Origin of the sequence: Actinokineospora iranica, assembly GCF_900101685.1 — a bacterium.
Lineage (GTDB): Bacteria > Actinomycetota > Actinomycetes > Mycobacteriales > Pseudonocardiaceae > Actinokineospora > Actinokineospora iranica.
In genome coordinates this window covers 150,511-168,471 of record NZ_FMZZ01000012.1, presented here as the reverse complement: position 1 = coordinate 168,471, position 17,961 = coordinate 150,511, and the positions used below count along the sequence as shown (strand labels likewise).

The following is a 17,961-nucleotide window of genomic DNA, read 5'->3' as shown; positions in this document are numbered from 1 at the left end:
AGGCGGCGGGAATCCTCGCCTGTCACCGTCCCGGCTCCGGACATGGGACCGGAGCCTGCTGACGGCAGGTCGTTCGACCACGGGTGAGGCGCTCCGACTCCGCGGTGGGCTAACCGAGTGCCGCCTGCCTGTCGAGGGCCAGCGGGTCGGACAGACCGCCATCGTCGTCAAGCCGTCCCTGGGCCATCCGGGTCGCCTTCGCGGGCACCGGCGGTTCCAGGGCGGCGACGACGCGGAGCGCGCTCAGTACGTCGTCGGGTCGCACGGCTGGTGTTGTCTGCCGAACGACCACACGTAGTATCCCACACGAATCCTGTGGGTAGGACATGTCAGTGCCCACACCCTCGGGCGCGTCGTCGCCGGGGCCGCCGGGTGCCAGCACTTCGGCCCGGATAACCGCAGGTCGGGCGTCTATCAGCCGTCTGCCGTCCTTGGTCAGCCGCTCCACCTCGACATGCTCTTGCGCGAGCAGCGAGTCGACCGCCGACTGGAGTTCGGCGACGCCCACCCCGGGCAGCTCGATGCGCCAGCGGCTGGCCTCCATCCGCTCCGCGAGCCCGCCCGGCCCCGCGGCGACCGCCTCCAGCACGTCGAGGCCGGGGGCGAGCGCGGCGTCGAGCACCTCGGCGAGCCGCACCGGGTCCACGGCCTCGACCAACTGGATCTCGACGTACTCCGCCTCGCTGGCGACCCCGGTCGGCGCCGCGCCGATCCAGGAGATCTTCGGGTGCGGGGAGAACCCCTGCGAGTAGGCCATCGGCACGCCCGCGCGGCGCAGGGCCCGCTCGAACGCCCTGGCGACGTCGCGGTGCGAGGTGAAGCGGAGCCTGCCGCGTTTGGCGTAACGCAGGCGGATCTTCTGCACTGGCGGCGCCGACGGGTTGGGCTGATCCTGGCGGCTCAGGACTACTCCTTCTGCTGGTCTCGTTTATCCCGATGGTGAGTGAACCGGGATAGTGGCACCGTACCGGGGTCGCCAATTCAGGCCGTCGGGTTGTTTCCGACTCTCCGTCTGGCTAGCGTCCGCACGAAAGTGGTCAGCCCCGACTGGGAGGTCCCCCGTGCCTCTGTTCCGCCGCACGATGGCGGCAGCGGCAAGCGTCGCGGTAGTCGCGGCCGTGCTCGCAGTCCCCGGGACCGCCGTGGGCGCGCCGCTGGAAGAGGGGGCGACGTCCTGCCTCGGAAACGGCCCCGACCTGAGCTATCTCGTCCTGTTCGACCCGGGTACCAGCGCGGTGGAAGCGGCCGCCGAGACCACCTCGGCCTGTGGCTCGACCGTGGTCTACCACCCCGAGATCGCGGTCGCCGTCGTCGTTTCGGCTGAGCCGAGGTTCGCGGACCGGATCGGCCGTCACCGGGCGTTCAGCGCTCAAGCGGCGCTCGGTAAGTCGGCTAAGAAGGCCTCTCTTACGACAGGCGCGAGCGGCGGGGTGGACACAAGAGACCGCACCGACGAGCAGTGGGACATGGGCATGATCCGGGCCGACGCGGCCCGGGCGCTCAACCGGGGCAGCGGCGACGTGGTCGTCGGCGTCCTCGACTCGGGCATCGATCCGGACCACCCCGACCTGGCCGCGGCCGTCGACCCGACGCGCTCGGCGGGGTGCCTGACCGGCAAGGCGGACCCGGCGCCCGCAGCGTGGCGGCCGACGACTTCGCCGCACGGCACGCACGTCGCGGGGCTCATCGCCGCCGCGGACGACGGGCGCGGCGTCACCGGCGTCGCCCCCGGCGCGCGGGTGGCCTCGGTCAAGGTCGTCGGCGACGACGGGTATGTGCGCCCGGAAGCCGTGGTCTGCGGGCTGATGTGGGCCGCGGCCACCGGCATGACACTGACCAACAACAGCTACTTCGTCGACCCGTGGCCGCTGACCTGCGACCGGGGCGAAGAGCACGTCGTCTACGAGGCGGTGCGCCGCGCGGTCGAGCACGCCACGAAGGCGGGCGTGCTGACCGTCGCGGCGGCGTCCAACGAGGCGGTCGACCTCGCCGACCCGCACGGGCAGACCGCGGGTCCGGACGGCGAGCGGCGGGAACTCGACGGCTCGTGCAAGGTGCTGCCCGGCGGGCTGCGCGGGGTCGTCGCGGTGTCCGCGGTGAGCGCCGACCGGCTCAAGGCCGGGTACAGCGCCTACGGCCTCGGGGTGATCGACGTGACCGCTCCCGGCGGCGACCAGGCCCACGACGGCTGCGTGCTCTCCACGGTCCCCGGCGGCTACGCCAAGGCGTGCGGCACGTCGATGGCCGCCCCGCACGCGACCGGTGTCGCGGCCCTGCTGGCCTCGACGCACCCCGACGCGTCGCCGCAGCGGCTCGCCCGCCTGCTCACCGAGCAGGCGCGGTCAGTCGAGTGCCCCGGCGACTACGACCTCGACGGCACGGGCGGGCAGGACGCTTACTGCTCCGGGTACGCGCCGTTCAACAGCTTCTACGGGCACGGGTTAGTCGACGCGCTTGCCGCGGTCTCTTAGCCCTGACCTACAGGCTGGTAACCCGCGCTGTCAGCGCTGTCACTGGCCGGTAAGCGCCGGGTTCCGGGTGGGCGAGCCGACGCCGACCGGACTGATCGGCAGGAGTTTGCGGCCGGTGGGGCCGATCTCGATGTCGGTGCCCATGGCCGGGCAGACCCCGCAGTCGAAGCACGGCGTCCAGCGGCAGTCGTCCTGCTCGCGGGCGTCGAGCGCGTCCTGCCAGTCGTCCCAGAGCCATTCCTTGTCCAGGCCGGAGTCCAGGTGGTCCCAGGGCAGGATCTCGGCCTCGTCGCGCTCGCGGGTGGTGTACCAGTCGAGCGAGACGCGCAGCGGCTCCAGTTCCGCCGCCGCGGCGGAAACCCAGCGGTCGTAGGAGAAGTGCTCGCTCCAGCCGTCGAACCGGCCGCCGTCGCGCCAGACCCGCTCGATCACGCGGCCGACGCGGCGGTCGCCCCGGGAGAGCAGTCCCTCGATGAGGCTGGGCTTTCCGTCGTGGTAGCGCATTCCGATGTTGCGGCCGAGGCTGCGGTCGCGGTCGGAGTTGACGGCCTCGCGCAGCTTCCGCAGCCGACTGTCCACAGTGTCCGGATCGCACTGCGCGGCCCACTGGAACGGGGTGTGCGGCTTGGGCACGAACCCGCCGATGGAGATCGTGCATCGGATGTCCCTGCGCCCGCTGGCTTCCCGGCCCGCGCGGATGACGTTCTTGGCCATCTCGGCGATCTGCAGGACGTCTTCGTCGGTCTCGGTGGGCAAACCGCACATGAAGTAGAGCTTCACCTGGCGCCAACCGTTGGCGTACGCGGCGCTTACCGTCTTGATGAGGTCCTCTTCGGACACCATCTTGTTGATGACCCGCCGGATGCGCTCACTGCCGCCTTCCGGGGCGAAGGTAAGCCCGGAACGCCTACCGTTGCGCGACAGCTCGTTTGCCAGATCGATGTTGAACGCGTCTACCCGCGTGCTCGGTAGCGACAGACCGGTGTTGGTGCCCTCGTAGCGGTCGGCGAGCTGCTTGGTGATCTCGCCGATCTCGGAGTGGTCCGCGCTGGACAGCGAGAGCAGGCCCACCTCCTCGAAGCCGCTTGCCTCAAGGCCGGTCTGGATCATCGCGCCGATGCCCTCGATGGACCGCTCCCGCACCGGGCGGGTGATCATGCCCGCCTGGCAGAAGCGGCAGCCGCGGGTGCAGCCGCGGAAGATCTCCACGCTCATCCGCTCGTGGACGCTCTCGGCGAGCGGCACCAGCGGCTGCTTCGGGTACGGCCAGGCGTCGAGGTCCATGGTCGTGCGCTTGGCGACCGTGGCAGGCACGCGATCCCGGTTGGGTGTGACGGCGTCTATGTGGCCGTCTTCGCGGTAAGAGACGTCGTAGAAGCGCGGGATATAGACCGTGCCGGTCTCCGCTAGCCGGGTCAGCAGCTCGTCGCGCCCGCCGGGGCGTCCCTGCGCCTTCCACTGCCGGATGATGTCGGTGATCTCGCCGACGGCCTCTTCGCCGTCGCCCAGCACGGCGGCGTCGATGAAGTCGGCGATGGGCTCGGGGTTGAACGCCGCGTGGCCGCCCGCGAGGACGACAGGGTGCTCGACGGTGCGGTCGGCCGCGTGCAGCGGGATGCCTGCCAGGTCGAGCGCGGTGAGCATGTTCGTGTAGCCCAGCTCGGTGGAGAAGCTGACACCGAGCACGTCGAACGCGCCGAGGGGCCGGTGGCCGTCGACGGTGAACTGCGGGACGCCGTGCTCCCGCATGAGCTTCTCCAGGTCCGGCCAGACCGCGTAGGTGCGCTCGGCCAGGACGTCGGGCATCTCGTTGAGCACCTCGTAGAGGATCATGACGCCCTGGTTGGGCAGCCCGACCTCGTAGGCGTCCGGGTACATCAGGGCCCAGCGCACCGCGGCGCTGTCCCAGTCCTTGACGGTGGCGTTCAGCTCTCCGCCGACATACTGGACCGGCTTGGACACCCGGGGCAGCAGGGGCTCAAGGCGGGGGAAGACGGACTCGACGCTCACAGTGAACCAGGGTAACCCTTCACCCGAATGGCGCTCGCACGCAGCGAGCCGTGCGGCCTCAGCAGGGCTGCCCGTTCCCGGACAGCCCTACCGCGCGGTCAGAGGTTGGGGAACCAGAGCTTGATCTCGCGCTCGGCCGACTCCGGGGAGTCCGAGCCGTGCACCAGGTTGTACTGGACCTCCAGGCCGAAGTCGCCGCGGATGCTGCCCGGCACGGCCTTGTCGACCGGGTCGGTGCCGCCCGCGACCTGGCGGAACGCGGAGATGGCCCGCGGCCCCTCCGCGACCAGCGCCACGACCGGGCCGGAGGTGATGAACTCGAGCAGCGACTCGAAGAACGGCCTGCCGTCGTGCTCGGCGTAGTGCTGCTCGGCGACAGCGCGCTCGACGGTCTTCAGTTCCAGGGCGGCCAGGGTCAGGCCCTTGCGCTCGATGCGGGAGATGACCTCGCCGACCAGTCCTCGGCTCACGCCGTCGGGCTTGACCAGGACCAGGGTGCGCTCACTCACGGCTTTCCGTACTCCTTCATGGGAATGGCTACGCACTGTGCACGGCCGCACGCGCGTGTGAGCAGAGTAACCCGGTGTGGTGGCTGTGGTTGCCGGGCCTCCGCGAACACCCCACGGTGGCCTCATCCCGCACAAGATCGGAGAGCACTATGCGCCTTGCCCGCCGGGCCGTCCTCGCCCTCGTCGCGGCGCTCGCCATGAGCGTCCCGGGGTCCGCCGCCGCCCAGCCGTCCGGCCTGTCCTACAACTTCGGCTACTCGTTGCGCCTGGAGACCGCGCGGACACCGGAATCACTCACCACCGCCGTGACCGCGGAACTGGCCCGGTTCTTCCCGTTCAAGTCGAACTGCCCTGTCCTGCCCTCGGTTGGCGGCAAGTGCGACCTCTACGCGATCCCGAACGTCGCTATGTGGGGCGCGGTAAACCCGGTGCAGGTAACCGAGCGAACCGCGACGGGATGGACGTTCCGGACGCTGCCCGGGCACGGGGAAGGCAGCGACCGCACCATCACGTTCTCCTTCGACTGGCTCGGCTCCACGCCGACGATGCAGGTGCGCGGGGAGGGACCGTATTCGCAAGAGGTCGCGAACGCGGTCTTCTCCGGCACCGCGTTCCAGGTCTGGCAGAGGCTTGCCGACAACGTGTCAGCGGCGTTCTAGCGGCTCGGCCGCAGGGTCTTGGACCATAGAGACGCACCGCTACCGTCGCGCAGGTAAACAGTGAGATCGCCACTCAGCCCGTCGACCTGGACCTCACCGAAATGCTGGGACCCCACCAGCGGCCCGGACACGAACTCCCAGAACGGCTCGAAGTCCCCCACCGCGACCCGATCCGGCGAGCAGTGGTGCGCGGGTTAGTGCACGTCGGCGTTACCGGTTCCACACCGACGGTGAAACGGACCGATACCTGGTTCTGGACAAGCGGGCGGAGACCATTTCACCCGACGACGGCAATCGCGATGGGGTATTCCGCGCAGCAGCGGGCAAGCTGGCCAAGACTTGGCTCGGCACCGAACCGCACCCGACCGACTGATCCACCAAAGCTGACGAGGCGGAGACGATCCGCGCGGCGAAGGCACGGACGTTCTCGTCAAGCCAGGAAGAAGTCGGGCGGCGAGCCGCCATCGCGGCGTAGGCGGTCATGCCGCCGATGTCCGGGTTGACGCCCCCTGACCTGCCACGTCCCGACCAGGTGGATTGGACGTCGGCGCGGCCTACCGGGGCGGTGCGGAACGAGCGGCTCGCTGGCGGCCCGGCCGTCCAGGTCCTCCGCGCGCACCCGGTAGTGCACGTCGCGGCCTGGCGGCAGACCGGTGAGCCGCACCTTGCCGATGCCGTCGGCCTCCGGGCAGGCAGCCGCCCCGCACGTGCCGGGACGACGGGTCGCAAGACACCTCGACCAGCATTCGGGCGGGCCGGTCGAACCTGGTCCGGACAATGGCGCCGTTGTGATCCCGGTCCGCCGCGCGCGGGCCAACCGAACATGTCTTGCGAATGACGTTTCCGCGCGCCGCTACTGCTGCTGGCTCGGCAGCCTGCCCTCGGCCATCCGCTTGGTGACGTCGTTGCGCAGCCAGATCATCCAGGCCCAGGCGAGGCCGAACAGGACGCCGACCGCGCCGAGGGTGGGCACGGCGAAGTAGCCCAGGATCATCACGGCCTGCAGCGCCACCGCCAGCCAGATGCCCCACGGCCTGCCGACGAATCCGCAGGCCAGGATCATCGCCAGGGCGAGGCCGCCGACCAGGCCGCCCTGCCAGCCCGCGACGCCGCCGTCCATCTTGGCGACGACGAGCAGGGCCAGGAGCACCACGATCGCTTCCAGGATGAGCATCGCGGCCATGACGCCGCGGAAGCCCTTCATGGGGTCGGGGGGCGGGGTCTCGGTCATGCGGGCTCCTTGCCGAACAGCGCGCGGACCTCGCCCGCGGTGACGACCGAGCCGGTGGCGACCACGCCGCCGCCCGCGACGGGCGCGTCGGGGTCGTCGGTCTCCTCCGCGAGGCGGACCGCGGTCTCGATGGCGTCGTCCAGGCGGGCCTCGACGGTCACCCGGTCGTCGCCGAAGATCTCGACGGCGATGGCGGCGAGACGGTCGGGGTCCATGGCGCGCTGGGAGGAGTTGGTGGTGACCACCAGGTCGGTAAGGACCGGCTCCAACGCGGAGAGGATGCCCGTGGCGTCCTTGTCCGAGAGGACGGCGACGACGCCGACGAGCCGCCGGAAGTCGAACTCCTCGTCCAGGGCCGCGGCCAGCGCGGCCGCGCCATGCGGGTTGTGCGCGGCGTCGACGAACACGCTGGGGGCCGTCCGCACGCGCTCCAGCCTGCCGGGCGACCCGACCGAGGCGAAGCCCTCCCGGACAGCCTCGACGTCGAGCTGGCGCTGGGCGCCCGCGCCGAAGAACGCCTCGACGGCGGCCAGCGCGAGCGCGGCGTTGGCGGCCTGGTGGGCGCCGTGCAGGGGCAGGAAGATGTCGTCGTAGACGCCGCCGAGGCCCTGCAGCTTGAGGACCTGGCCGCCGACCGCGACGTCGTGCTGGAGCACGCCGAACTCCAGGCCCTGCCGGGCCACGGTCGCGTCGACCTCGGTGGCGCGCTCGAGCAGCACGCGGGCGACCTCGGGGTCCTGTTCGGCGAGCAGCGCGATGGAGCCGGGTTTGATGATCCCGGCCTTCTCCCGGGCGATGCCCAGGATGTCGGGGCCCAGGTACTCGACGTGGTCGACGCCGATGGGCGTGATCACGGCGATGCGGGCGTCGGCGACGTTGGTGGCGTCCCAGGAACCGCCTAGACCGGTCTCCAGGACAGCGACGTCTACCGGGGCGTCGGCAAACGCGGCGAACGCCATGCCGGTAAGCACCTCGAATTTGCTCATCCGCACGTCGGACTTGGCGTCGATCATCTCCAGGTAGGGCTCGACGTCCCGGTAGACCTCGACGTAGCGCTCCGGGGCGATGGGCGCGTTGTCGAGGCTGATGCGCTCGGTGACGATCTGCAGGTGCGGGCTGGTGAAGCGGCCGGTGCGCAGGCCGAGGCGGGTGAACAGCGCGTCGATCATGCGGGTGGTGGAGGTCTTGCCGTTGGTGCCCGCGATGTGCACGACCGGGTAGGCCTTGTGCGGGTCGGCGAGCACGTCCACCAGCGCCGCGATCCGGGCCAGCGACGGTTCGATCTTCGTCTCCGACCACCGGGTGTCCAGCTCGGACTCGACCTGGTGCAGTTCCTCCAGCGCCCCGGGGTCCAGCTTGGGCACGCTCATTCTCCTTGGAGGTAGCCGACAGTCACCCGACGAGTCTACGTGCGGGTTCCCGAGCGCGGTCAGCCCGCCGGAAGCGCGGCGATGCGGGCCTGGATGCGGGTGATCTCGGCGGCCGCGGTGTCCCGGCGGGTGCGGATCTTGGCCACGACGTCGGCGGGGGCCTTGTCGGTGAACTTCGGGTTGCCGAGCTTGGCGTCGCACTGGGCGAGTTCCTTCTCGGCGACCGTGAGGTCCTTGGTCAGCCGCTTGCGCTCGGCGGCGACGTCGACCGTGCCCGACAGGTCCAACTCGACGGTGACGGTGCCGTCGGCGAGCGGGATCTCCAGCGACGCGCTGGGCGCGAACGCCTCGCCGGGAGCCTCCAGGCGGGCCAGGGAGGCCACGGCTGCCTGGTGCGCGGACAGGCCCGCGGCGGCCACCCCGGACAACCGGGCGGCGACCTTCTGCCCCGGCTTGACGCCCTGGTCGGCGCGGAACCGGCGGATCTCGGTGATCAGCTTCTGCACGCCATCGATCCGGCGCTCGGCCTCGTCGTCGGCAGGCGCGCCCGACGCCCTCGGCCAGTCCGCGACGACCAGGGATTCCCGACCGGTCAGGGACTTCCACAGCACCTCGGTGACGAACGGGGTCACCGGGTGCAGCAGCCGCAGGACGGTGTCGAGCACGTGCCCGAGCACCGCGCGGGTCGCGTCGGCGCGCGCGCCGCCCTCGGCGATCTGCGTCTTGGCCAGTTCCAGGTACCAGTCGCAGTAGAGGTCCCAGGTGAAGTGGTAGAGCGCGTCGCAGAGCTTCGCGAACTGGAAGCCCTCGAACAGCCCGTCCACTTCGGACACCAGGGCGTCGGCGCGGTCGAGGATCCACCGGTCGGCGTCGGTCAACTCGGCGCGGTCGGGCACCGGGCGGTCGATGGTGGCGCCGTTCATGAGCGCGAAGCGGCTCGCGTTCCACAGCTTCGTGCAGAAGTTGCGCGAGCCCGCCGCCCACTCCTCGGCCAACGCCATGTCGCTGCCGGGGTTGGCGCCGCGGGCGAGGGTGAAGCGGGTCGCGTCGGCGCCGAAGCGGTCGAGCCAGTCGAGCGGGTCGAGAACGTTGCCGCGCGACTTCGACATCTTCTTACCCTGCGCGTCACGGATAAGACCGTGCAGGTAGACGTGGTCGAAGGGCTGCTTTCCGTCCATCGCATAGAGGCCGAACATCATCATCCGGGCGACCCAGAAGAAGAGGATGTCGTAGCCGGTGGACAGGACGCTCGTCGGATAGAACTTGGCGAGGTCGGCGGTCCGCGCGGGCCAGCCGAGCGTGGACACCGGCCACAGGCCGGACGAGAACCAGGTGTCGAGCACGTCGGGGTCCTGGGTCCAGCCCTCGCCCGATGGCGGTTCCTCGTCCGGGCCGACGCACACGACCTCGTCGTTCGGGCCGTACCAGACCGGGATGCGGTGCCCCCACCAGAGCTGGCGCGAGATCGTCCAGTCGTGCATGTTGTCGACCCAGTCGAAGTAGCGCTTGGCCAACTCCGGCGGGTGAATCTGGGTGCGGCCGTCGCGCACCGCGTCTCCCGCGGCGCGGGCAAGCGGCTCGACGTTGACCCACCACTGCAAGGACAGCCGCGGCTCGACCACGGTGTCGCAGCGAGAGCAGTGGCCAACGGAGTGCAGGTAAGGCCGCTTCTCGGCGACGATCCTGCCCTCTTCGCGCAACGCGGCCACGACAGCGGGACGCGCCTCGAACCGGTCGAGGCCCTCGAACGGGCCGGACGCGGTGATCACACCGGTCGTGTCCATGACCGTGATCGACGGCAGGTCGTGGCGGCGGCCGATCTCGAAGTCGTTCGGGTCGTGCGCCGGGGTCACCTTGACCGCGCCGGTGCCGAACTCCGGGTCGACGTGCTCGTCGGCCACGACCGGGATGCGGCGGCCGGTCAGCGGCAGCACGACCTCGGTGCCGACCAGGTGCCGGTAGCGCTCGTCGTCGGGGTGCACCGCGACGGCGGTGTCGCCGAGCATCGTCTCGGCGCGGGTCGTGGCGACGACGATCGCGTTCTCGCCCTCTCCGTAGCGGATCGAGACCAGCTCCCCCTCGTCCTCGGAGTGCTCTACCTCGATGTCGGAAAGCGCGGTGCGACAGCGCGGGCACCAGTTGATGATGCGCTCGGCGCGGTAGATGAGCTGGTCGTCGTAGAGCCGCTTGAAGACGGTCTGCACGGCGCGAGACAGGCCCTCGTCCATGGTGAACCGCTCGCGGGACCAGTCGACGCCGTCGCCGATACGGCGCATCTGGTCGAGGATCTTGCCGCCGTACTCGGCCTTCCAGTCCCAGACGCGCTCGACGAACTTCTCCCGGCCCAGGTCGTGCCGCGAGAGCCCCTCACCGGCGAGCTGGCGCTCGACCATGTTCTGGGTGGCGATGCCCGCGTGGTCCATGCCGGGCAGCCAGAGCACCTCGTAGCCCTGCATCCGGCGGCGGCGGGTGAGCGCGTCCATCACCGTGTGGTTGAGCGCGTGGCCCATGTGCAGGCTGCCGGTGACGTTCGGCGGCGGCAGCACGATGGTGAACGGCGGCTTGTCGCTCGACGCGTCGGCGGTGAAGTAGCCAGCGTCTACCCAGCCCTGGTACAGCTCCGCTTCTACCGCGGCAGGCTCCCAAGCCGGGGGAAGATCGGTGCTGGGCAGGGTGGGGGTATCGGTCACGGTGGAAGAGTCTACGAAGGCCAGCGAAAACGAGTCGAGCCGGGCGCACGCCCCCGACTACCGTCCGTTCATGGCGGAGAGCGAGCGAGTGCCCGAGCGCCCGACCCTGGACGGGCTGGAGAAGACCTGGACGCGCCGGTGGGCCGACCAGGACGTCTACCGGTTCGCCGGAAATGGCTCTCGCGCGACGGTTTACTCCATCGACACCCCACCACCGTCTGTGAGTGGGCACCTGCACATCGGGCACGTGTTCTCTTACACGCAGACAGACATCATCGCCCGGTACCAACGGATGCGCGGTAAGGACGTGTTCTATCCGATGGGCTGGGACGACAACGGCCTGCCCACCGAACGCCGGGTGCAGATGGTGCACAACGTGCGCTGCGACCCGTCCCTGCCTTACGACCCGCGGTTCTCGCCTACCGGGCAACCAACAGCGATCTCGCGGCGCAATTTCGTTGAACTGTGCGAGCGGCAGACAGCCGAAGATGAGCGCTCTTACGAGGCTCTGTGGCGCAGGCTCGGGCTGTCGGTGGACTGGTCTCGCACGTACACGACGATCGGTAAGCGGGCGCGGCGACTCTCACAGAGCTCTTTCCTGCGGCTGTTCGCGGCGGGCGAGGCTTACCAGGCCGAGGCGCCGACCCTGTGGGACGTGGGTTTCCGCACGGCCGTGGCGCAGGCCGAGGTCGAGCACCGGCCTAGCCGGGGCGCCTGGCACACGCTGCGCTTCTCCGACGGCGTGGAAGTCGACACGACCCGCCCGGAGCTGCTGCCCGCCTGCGTGGCGCTCATCGCCCATCCCGACGACGAACGCCACCGCGGGCTCGTCGGCGCCACGGTCCGCACGCCGGTGTTCGGGGTGCCCGTGCCCGTGCTCGCCCACCCGGACGCCGAGCCGGACCGGGGCAGCGGGCTGGTGATGTGCTGCACCTTCGGCGACCTGGCGGACGTGCGCTGGTGGCGCGAGCTCGGACTGCCGGTGCGCGCGGTGATCGGCCGGGACGGCCGGTTCCGGCCCGACCCGCCCGCCGGGGTGCCCGCGGCGCCTTACGCCGCGCTGGCAGGGGCGACCGTCCACACGGCACGCGAGCGGATGGTGGCTTCGCTTCGCGAAGAGGGCGCGCTTGTCGGCGAACCACGACCGGTGGAGCGTCCGGTCGCGTACTACGAGCGCGGCGAGAAGCCCTTGGAGATCGTGTCCGGCAGGCAGTGGTTCATCCGGTCGACCGAGCACCGGGAAACCCTGCTGGCGCGCGGCCGCGAGCTGGACTGGCGGCCCGAGCACATGCGGGCGCGGTACGAGACCTGGGTGCGCGGCCTGGCGGGCGACTGGCTGATCAGCAGGCAGCGGTTCTTCGGCGTGCCGTTCCCGCTGTGGTACCCGCTCGACGCCAACGGCGAGCCGGATCACGCGCGCCCGATCCTGCCCGAGGTCTTGCCCGTGGACCCGGCCTCGGACACGCCTCCCGGCTACCGTGAAGAGCAGCGCGGTAAGCCGGGCGGGTTCGCCGCCGAACCGGATGTGATGGACACGTGGGCCACCTCGTCGCTCACGCCGCTGCTGGTGTGCGGGGCCGACGACGACCCGGACCTGTTCGCGCGGACCTATCCGATGGACCTGCGGCCGCAGGCGCACGAGATCATCCGGACCTGGCTGTTCACGACGATCCTGCGCGCGGAGTCGGAGACCGGCTCGCTGCCGTGGCGGCGCGCGGCGATCTCAGGCTGGGTGGTGACCCCCGACCGGCGCAAGGTGAGCAAGAAGTCGGGGTCGGCGCTGACTCCGGAGACGATGCTCGACACGCACGGCTCGGACGCGGTGCGCTACTGGGCCGCATCCGGCAGGCCGGGCGTGGACACGGTGTTCGACGAGACCAAGATGCGGGTGGGCCGCAGGCTCGCGACGAAGCTGCTGCACGCGAGCCGGTTCGCGCTCGGCTTCCCGGCGCCTTCCTCGGTCGCGGTGACCGAGCCGCTCGACGTGGCCGTCCTCGGCGATCTGGACGCGGTGGTCGCCGCGGCTACCGAAGCGCTGGAGGCGGGCGAGCACACCGACGCGTTGGAACGGGTCGAGCGGTTCTTCTGGTTCTGGTGCGACGACTACCTGGAACTGGTTAAAGACCGCGCGTACGGCGAGGGGCGGGGCGCGGAGTCGGCGCGGGCCGCGCTGCGGACCGGGCTGTCCACGCTCCAGCGGCTGCTCGCGCCGTACCTGCCGTTCGCGGCCGAGGAGACCTGGTCGTGGTGGCAGGACGGGTCGGTGCACCGGAGCCCCTGGCCGACGACGCCCGGCAGGACTAACGACGACAGGGCTGACAACGCCGGGTTGGTGCCGGTGGTGGTCGCCGTGCTGGAAGCGATTCGGCGGGCCAAGTCCCAGGCCAAGCGGTCCATGCGAGCGCCAGTCGCCGAGGTGCTGATCGCCAGCGCTGCTGGTGAGCAGGCCGCGCTGACCGCGGTCGAGGCGGACCTGCGGGCGGCGGGCGCTGTGCGTGAGTTTCGCTTCACTCGCGCCGCTCACGGCCCCATGGCCGTCGAGGTCGTTCTCGACGCCGAGTGAGCCATGACGGCCAGTGGTCGCCACCCCACGGAAAAGCGCACTCTCCGTACGTCCATCCAGGAGTCCTCCTTTCGATTTAGGCCGTTCGAGTGACACTGCGCGACGACAGCCCGCCGATCTGACCGTTGGTCCGCCGTTGGGCGCCGTTCACCGCAGAGCGGGCTGAGGTACGGATCTGTTTGCTAACACCCACGCTCGCCGAATCGATGTGGTGTGCACCAGGCAGTCGACACCTCAACCAGTCCGGCCCGCCGGGTCTGGAGCGCCTTTGGGGGGCCGGTGAACCATCGCGAGTTCGGTGATCACGCAGCGTTACAAGACGCCGCGTGGCGGAGCAGCGTGCGCGAATCCGCGCGCGCGGATGTGAAGGCCATGCTGCGCTCGACCCGGCGGCGCCGGATCGAGCGGTGGCTCGTCACGTCCATGGTGCTGGTGGCGATCGTGGCCGTGCTCATGCTCATGGTCGGCGTGGGCATGTTCGACCGGGTGTTCGCCAAGTCCGAAGAGCGCGCCGCGGACGGCCGCGGCGAGCAGATGACCTCGCTGGTGCCCGCGGTCGACTTCAGCAGGCCGTTCGAGCGCACCCCCGCGGCCGCCTGGGCCGACGGCGCGGCGGGCATCGAGACGCCGCCGCCCATGCGCATCGGCGAGTTCAGCGCCGATGAGGTGGCCTCGGCCGCCGCGCGCGTCCGGGACACGCTGATCGCCAGCAGGCTCGACCCGGCGCTGCTGCGCGGGCACGACCCGAGCCGCTACCTCGGCCTGCTCGCCCCGGACGCGCGAAGACAGTTGCAGCCGCTGTTCGGCACCGGCCGCGAGCCGGAAGCCCAGGCGTTGGTGAGCATGATCGCCGACGGCAGCGAACTGCTCCCCGTGGAACCCAAGGTCAAGGGCACTATGCGCGTCGCGGCGGGCGGGCCGGACGAGCTGGTGGTGCACACCAACTACGTCTTCGCCTACGCGTTCGCCGCCGATCCGACCGCGTCGCCCGTCGACCCGATGGACTTCGTGGTCGTCGTGCGCGCCGACGTCGAGTACGTCCTGCGCGACGGCCCCCGCTGGACCGCGGGCAGCCAGGGCCTCTGGTACGGCAATGTCGGCGGCTACGGCTACTCGATCTCGTGCGACGCGTATAAGAAGGGCTTTCTTGCCCCCGCTTACCGCGACGAAGGTCTGACCCACACCTCGCAGAAGCAGGACCGCGGCACATACTTCGACCCGAACGCCGCTCTGCCCGCTGAAAGCGGCTGCCCGTCCTAATACGCCCGCCTGCCCCCGCCGTCAAGCTCCTCCACTGATCTGTGGATGGTTTTCAGCCTTGTGGATAGTTTCTGGCAAACCCTCGCCCGGTGGCAGACGATGGGGCCATGACAGGCAAACCCCCCGAGCAGGACGTCGACGAGTCCGCGCTGGACGTGACCCCGCCCAAGCGGTGGGCCGCGGGCATCCCCGGCGTCGTCGTGTCGCTGAAGCGCGGCGTCGAGCAGATGGGCGCGGTGCGGACGGCGACGACCCTGCGGCTGCTCAACCAGCGCGACGGATTCGACTGCCCGGGCTGCGCGTGGCCCGAGCCCCAGGGGGCGGAGCGCAAGGTCTTCGAGTTCTGCGAGAACGGAGCCAAGGCCGTCGCGGAGGAAGCGACCAGGTGGCGCGTCGGCCCCCGGTTCTTCGCCGAGCACCCGGTGGCGGAGCTGGCCGAACGCACCGACTACTGGCTGGGGCAGCAGGGCCGCATCACGCACCCGATGGTGCTGCGGCCGGAGGCGACGCACTACGAGCCGGTGTCGTGGGCCGCGGCGTTCGACCTCATCGCGGCGCACCTGCGCGCGCTGTCCACTCCGGACGAGGCCGTGTTCTACACCTCCGGCCGGACGAGCAACGAGGCCGCTTTCCTCTACCAGTTGCTGGTCCGCGGCTTCGGGACCAACAACCTGCCGGATTGCAGCAACATGTGCCATGAGTCCTCCGGCGCGGCGCTCGCCGAGACGACGGGCATCGGCAAGGGCTCGGTGACCTTGGCCGACTTCGCCAAAGCCGACCTGGTCGTGGTGGTCGGGCAGAACCCGGGCACCAACCACCCGCGGATGCTGTCCGCGCTGGAAGAGGCCAAGGCCGCGGGCGCGCGGATCGTCGCGGTCAACCCGCTGCCCGAGGCGGGGCTGCTGCGGTTCAAGAACCCGCAGAACGTGCGCGGCGTGCTCGGCAAGGGCACCGAGTTGGCCGATGTGTTCTGCCAGATCAAGCTCGGCGGCGACCAGGCGCTGTTCCAGGCGATCGGGCACCTGCTGCTGCGCTGGGAGGCGGAGCGACCGGGCACGGTGGTCGACCAGGCGTTCGTCGATGTCTGCACGCAAGGGTTCGCCGAGTACGCCGAGAACGTCCGCTCGGTGGACTGGGACGCCGTCGACACCGCCACCGGCCTGCCGCGCGCGGAGATCGAGAACGTCGCGCGGCTGTTCGCGGAGTCCGAGCGGACGATCGTGTGCTGGGCGATGGGGCTGACCCAGCACCGGCACTCGGTGCCCACGATCCGCGAGATCGCGAACGTGGCGCTGCTGCGCGGGATGATCGGCAAACCGGGGGCGGGCCTGTGCCCGGTGCGCGGTCACTCCAATGTGCAGGGCGACCGGACGATGGGCATCTGGGAGAAGATGCCCGAGAAGTTCCTGTCGGCGCTGGAGGCCGAGTTCGGCATCAGCGTGCCCCGCGAACCTGGCCACGACACGGTCAGCGCGATCCGGGCCATGCGCGACGGGCGGGCGAAGGTGTTCATGGCCATCGGCGGCAACTTCGCCTCGGCGTCGCCGGACACGGCGGTGACGGAGGCGGCGCTGCGGTCGTGCGAGTTGACCGTGCATGTCTCGACCAAACTGAACCGGTCGCACGTGGTGCACGGGCGCACGGCGCTGATCCTGCCTACCCGAGGGCGCACGGAGCGCGACACCCAGGCCGGTGGCGAGCAATTCGTCACGGTCGAGGACTCGATGTCGGTGGTGCACCGCTCACGCGGCAGGCTGGAGCCTGCGTCCGAGCACCTGATGTCCGAGGTCGGCATCGTGTGCGGGCTGGCGGAGGCGCTGTTCGGCCCGGACCACCCGGTGCCGTGGGCGGACTTCGCGGGCGACTACGACCTCATCCGCGAGCGCATCGCCCGAGTCGTGCCCGGCTGCGAGTCCTACAACGAGAAGGTCCGCCGCCCGGACGGCTTCGTCCTCCCGCACGCGCCCCGCGACTCCCGGGAGTTCACCGGCACCCGCACCGGCAAGGCCATGTTCACCGCGAACCCCCTGACCGTCCTGCACGTCCCCCCAGGTCGGCTGCTCCTGCAAACGCTGCGCAGCCACGACCAGTACAACACCACCATCTACGGCCTGGACGACCGCTACCGCGGCGTCAAGGACGGCCGCCGCGTCGTCTTCGTCAACCCCGCCGACATCACCGCCCTGAGCCTCGCCGACGGCCAACTGGTCGACCTGGTCAGCGAATGGCCAAACGACCCCACCGGCCACCCCGAACGCCGCGCCGAGAAGTTCCGCGTCGTCGCCTACTCCACGGCCCGGGGCTGCGCCGCGGCCTACTTCCCCGAAGCCAACTCCCTGATCCCCCTCGACTCGACCGCCGAAACCTCCAACACCCCCACCTCGAAGTCAGTGGTGGTCCGCCTGGAACCCCACGTCCCCAACCCCCACGACCCACCCCCGCCGCCAACCGCCACTACCACTCAGGAAGGAGCGAACACCCGCACCTGAACACCCACCGTCCAAGCGAGTACCCGCCCAGTGAGGGGCCACCTCAGCCCAAGCGGAGCACTCCGCGACCGCCCGCCCGGCCGGATCTTGCGCAGCATCGAGGTACCCCGCGCCGCCGAAACACGCCTCGACATCGCTCGTCCCGGCTTGGCGGGCGCGGTCCTGCGCAGCCGTCAGTCAGCGTCGGCGGCCATGCGGGAGGCGGTGCGGCGCCCGGCGGCACAGTCCGGCGACCAGGGGCGCAAAGCGAGCTGGTCAGGCGGCCGCACAGGGGCAGAGCGTCCCGGCACGTCTCGGTAGGGTGCCGCCAAGCGACGTGTTGGCGGCACAGTGAACCGCGGCTGCCGCCTCGCGGCCGCGGAACGCGGCTGCCACAAGTGGTTGGTGGGGCTCGGGCGCGGCGCGCCCACTTGCGGGCTTAGGCGCAGCACGCGGGCGCGGCGCACCCACTTCCGCCGGGCTCAGGCGCAGCACTCGGGCGCACCCATTTTGGCCGGCCTTAAGCGCAGCACCGGCGCGCGCCCACTTCCGGGCTCAAGCGCAGCACCCGGGCGCGGCGCACCCACTTCCGCCGGGCTTAGGCGCAGCACGCGGGCGTGGCACGCCCACTTCCGGGCTTGGCGCAGAGTGGTGGGGCCGTCGTGCTGGGTCGACGGCGTGTCGGCGCGAGGGGGTGAGTGGGGGGTGTGACGGGCGCCTCACTCGTGGG

The 17,961-nt window shown here is 70.7% G+C and carries 12 protein-coding genes; 5 read left to right on the top strand and 7 right to left on the bottom strand.

Translation table 11 applies throughout. The features are described 5' to 3' along the window. Positions 1 to 109 precede the first annotated feature (109 nt). Positions 110 to 865 (bottom strand): TIGR03936 family radical SAM-associated protein, encoded by a 756-nt coding sequence (locus BLS56_RS22965; protein ID WP_091454649.1) that lies wholly within the window; start codon positions 863 to 865, stop codon positions 110 to 112. 217 nt (positions 866 to 1,082) lie between these two features. Between BLS56_RS22965 and BLS56_RS22960 the strand changes: the two genes are divergently transcribed. Further along, positions 1,083 to 2,471, top strand: coding sequence for a S8 family peptidase (locus BLS56_RS22960; RefSeq protein WP_091454738.1), 1,389 nt, complete (start codon positions 1,083 to 1,085; stop codon positions 2,469 to 2,471). A gap of 39 nt (positions 2,472 to 2,510) precedes the next feature. Here the strand turns inward: BLS56_RS22960 and BLS56_RS22955 are convergent, their stop codons facing one another. Together BLS56_RS22955 and ndk are read right to left on the bottom strand one after the other, a co-directional pair. Then, positions 2,511 to 4,481 carry a TIGR03960 family B12-binding radical SAM protein gene (locus BLS56_RS22955; protein ID WP_091454646.1) on the bottom strand — a complete coding sequence of 657 codons (1,971 nt, stop codon included), beginning with the start codon at positions 4,479 to 4,481 and terminating at the stop codon, positions 2,511 to 2,513. Positions 4,482 to 4,579: 98 nt separating this feature from the next. Then, positions 4,580 to 4,990, bottom strand: a complete 411-nt coding sequence (gene ndk / locus BLS56_RS22950; protein WP_091454643.1) for a nucleoside-diphosphate kinase — start codon at positions 4,988 to 4,990, stop codon at positions 4,580 to 4,582. A 149-nt stretch (positions 4,991 to 5,139) separates the two neighbouring features. Between ndk and BLS56_RS22945 the strand changes: the two genes are divergently transcribed. Beyond that, positions 5,140 to 5,649 (top strand): hypothetical protein, encoded by a 510-nt coding sequence (locus BLS56_RS22945; RefSeq protein WP_091454641.1) that lies wholly within the window; start codon positions 5,140 to 5,142, stop codon positions 5,647 to 5,649. Positions 5,650 to 6,079: 430 nt separating this feature from the next. Here the strand turns inward: BLS56_RS22945 and BLS56_RS30840 are convergent, their stop codons facing one another. The 4 genes from BLS56_RS30840 to BLS56_RS22925 form a co-directional block, all read right to left on the bottom strand. After that, positions 6,080 to 6,427, bottom strand: coding sequence for a hypothetical protein (locus BLS56_RS30840; protein WP_139190914.1), 348 nt, complete (start codon positions 6,425 to 6,427; stop codon positions 6,080 to 6,082). 75 nt (positions 6,428 to 6,502) lie between these two features. Continuing rightward, positions 6,503 to 6,880, bottom strand: coding sequence for a DUF4233 domain-containing protein (locus BLS56_RS22935; RefSeq protein WP_091454638.1), 378 nt, complete (start codon positions 6,878 to 6,880; stop codon positions 6,503 to 6,505). After that, on the bottom strand, positions 6,877 to 8,250 hold the full coding sequence (gene folC, locus BLS56_RS22930) for a bifunctional tetrahydrofolate synthase/dihydrofolate synthase (protein WP_091454635.1): 1,374 nt from the start codon (positions 8,248 to 8,250) through the stop codon (positions 6,877 to 6,879). Before folC ends, BLS56_RS22935 begins: the two co-directional genes overlap by 4 nt. 59 nt (positions 8,251 to 8,309) lie before the next feature. After that, positions 8,310 to 10,940, bottom strand: a complete 2,631-nt coding sequence (locus BLS56_RS22925) for a valine--tRNA ligase (protein WP_091454633.1) — start codon at positions 10,938 to 10,940, stop codon at positions 8,310 to 8,312. A gap of 70 nt (positions 10,941 to 11,010) precedes the next feature. On the opposite strand from BLS56_RS22925, the gene valS reads away from it, so the two are divergent. From valS to BLS56_RS22910, 3 genes are all read left to right on the top strand, one after another. Next, positions 11,011 to 13,503 (top strand): valine--tRNA ligase, encoded by a 2,493-nt coding sequence (gene valS / locus BLS56_RS22920; RefSeq protein ID WP_091454735.1) that lies wholly within the window; start codon positions 11,011 to 11,013, stop codon positions 13,501 to 13,503. Positions 13,504 to 13,842: 339 nt separating this feature from the next. After that, on the top strand, positions 13,843 to 14,763 hold the full coding sequence (locus tag BLS56_RS22915; protein WP_091454630.1) for a hypothetical protein: 921 nt from the start codon (positions 13,843 to 13,845) through the stop codon (positions 14,761 to 14,763). A gap of 107 nt (positions 14,764 to 14,870) precedes the next feature. Next, entirely contained in the window at positions 14,871 to 17,252 is a 2,382-nt protein-coding gene (locus BLS56_RS22910; protein WP_091454627.1) for an FdhF/YdeP family oxidoreductase, read from the top strand. Positions 17,253 to 17,961 lie beyond the last annotated feature (709 nt).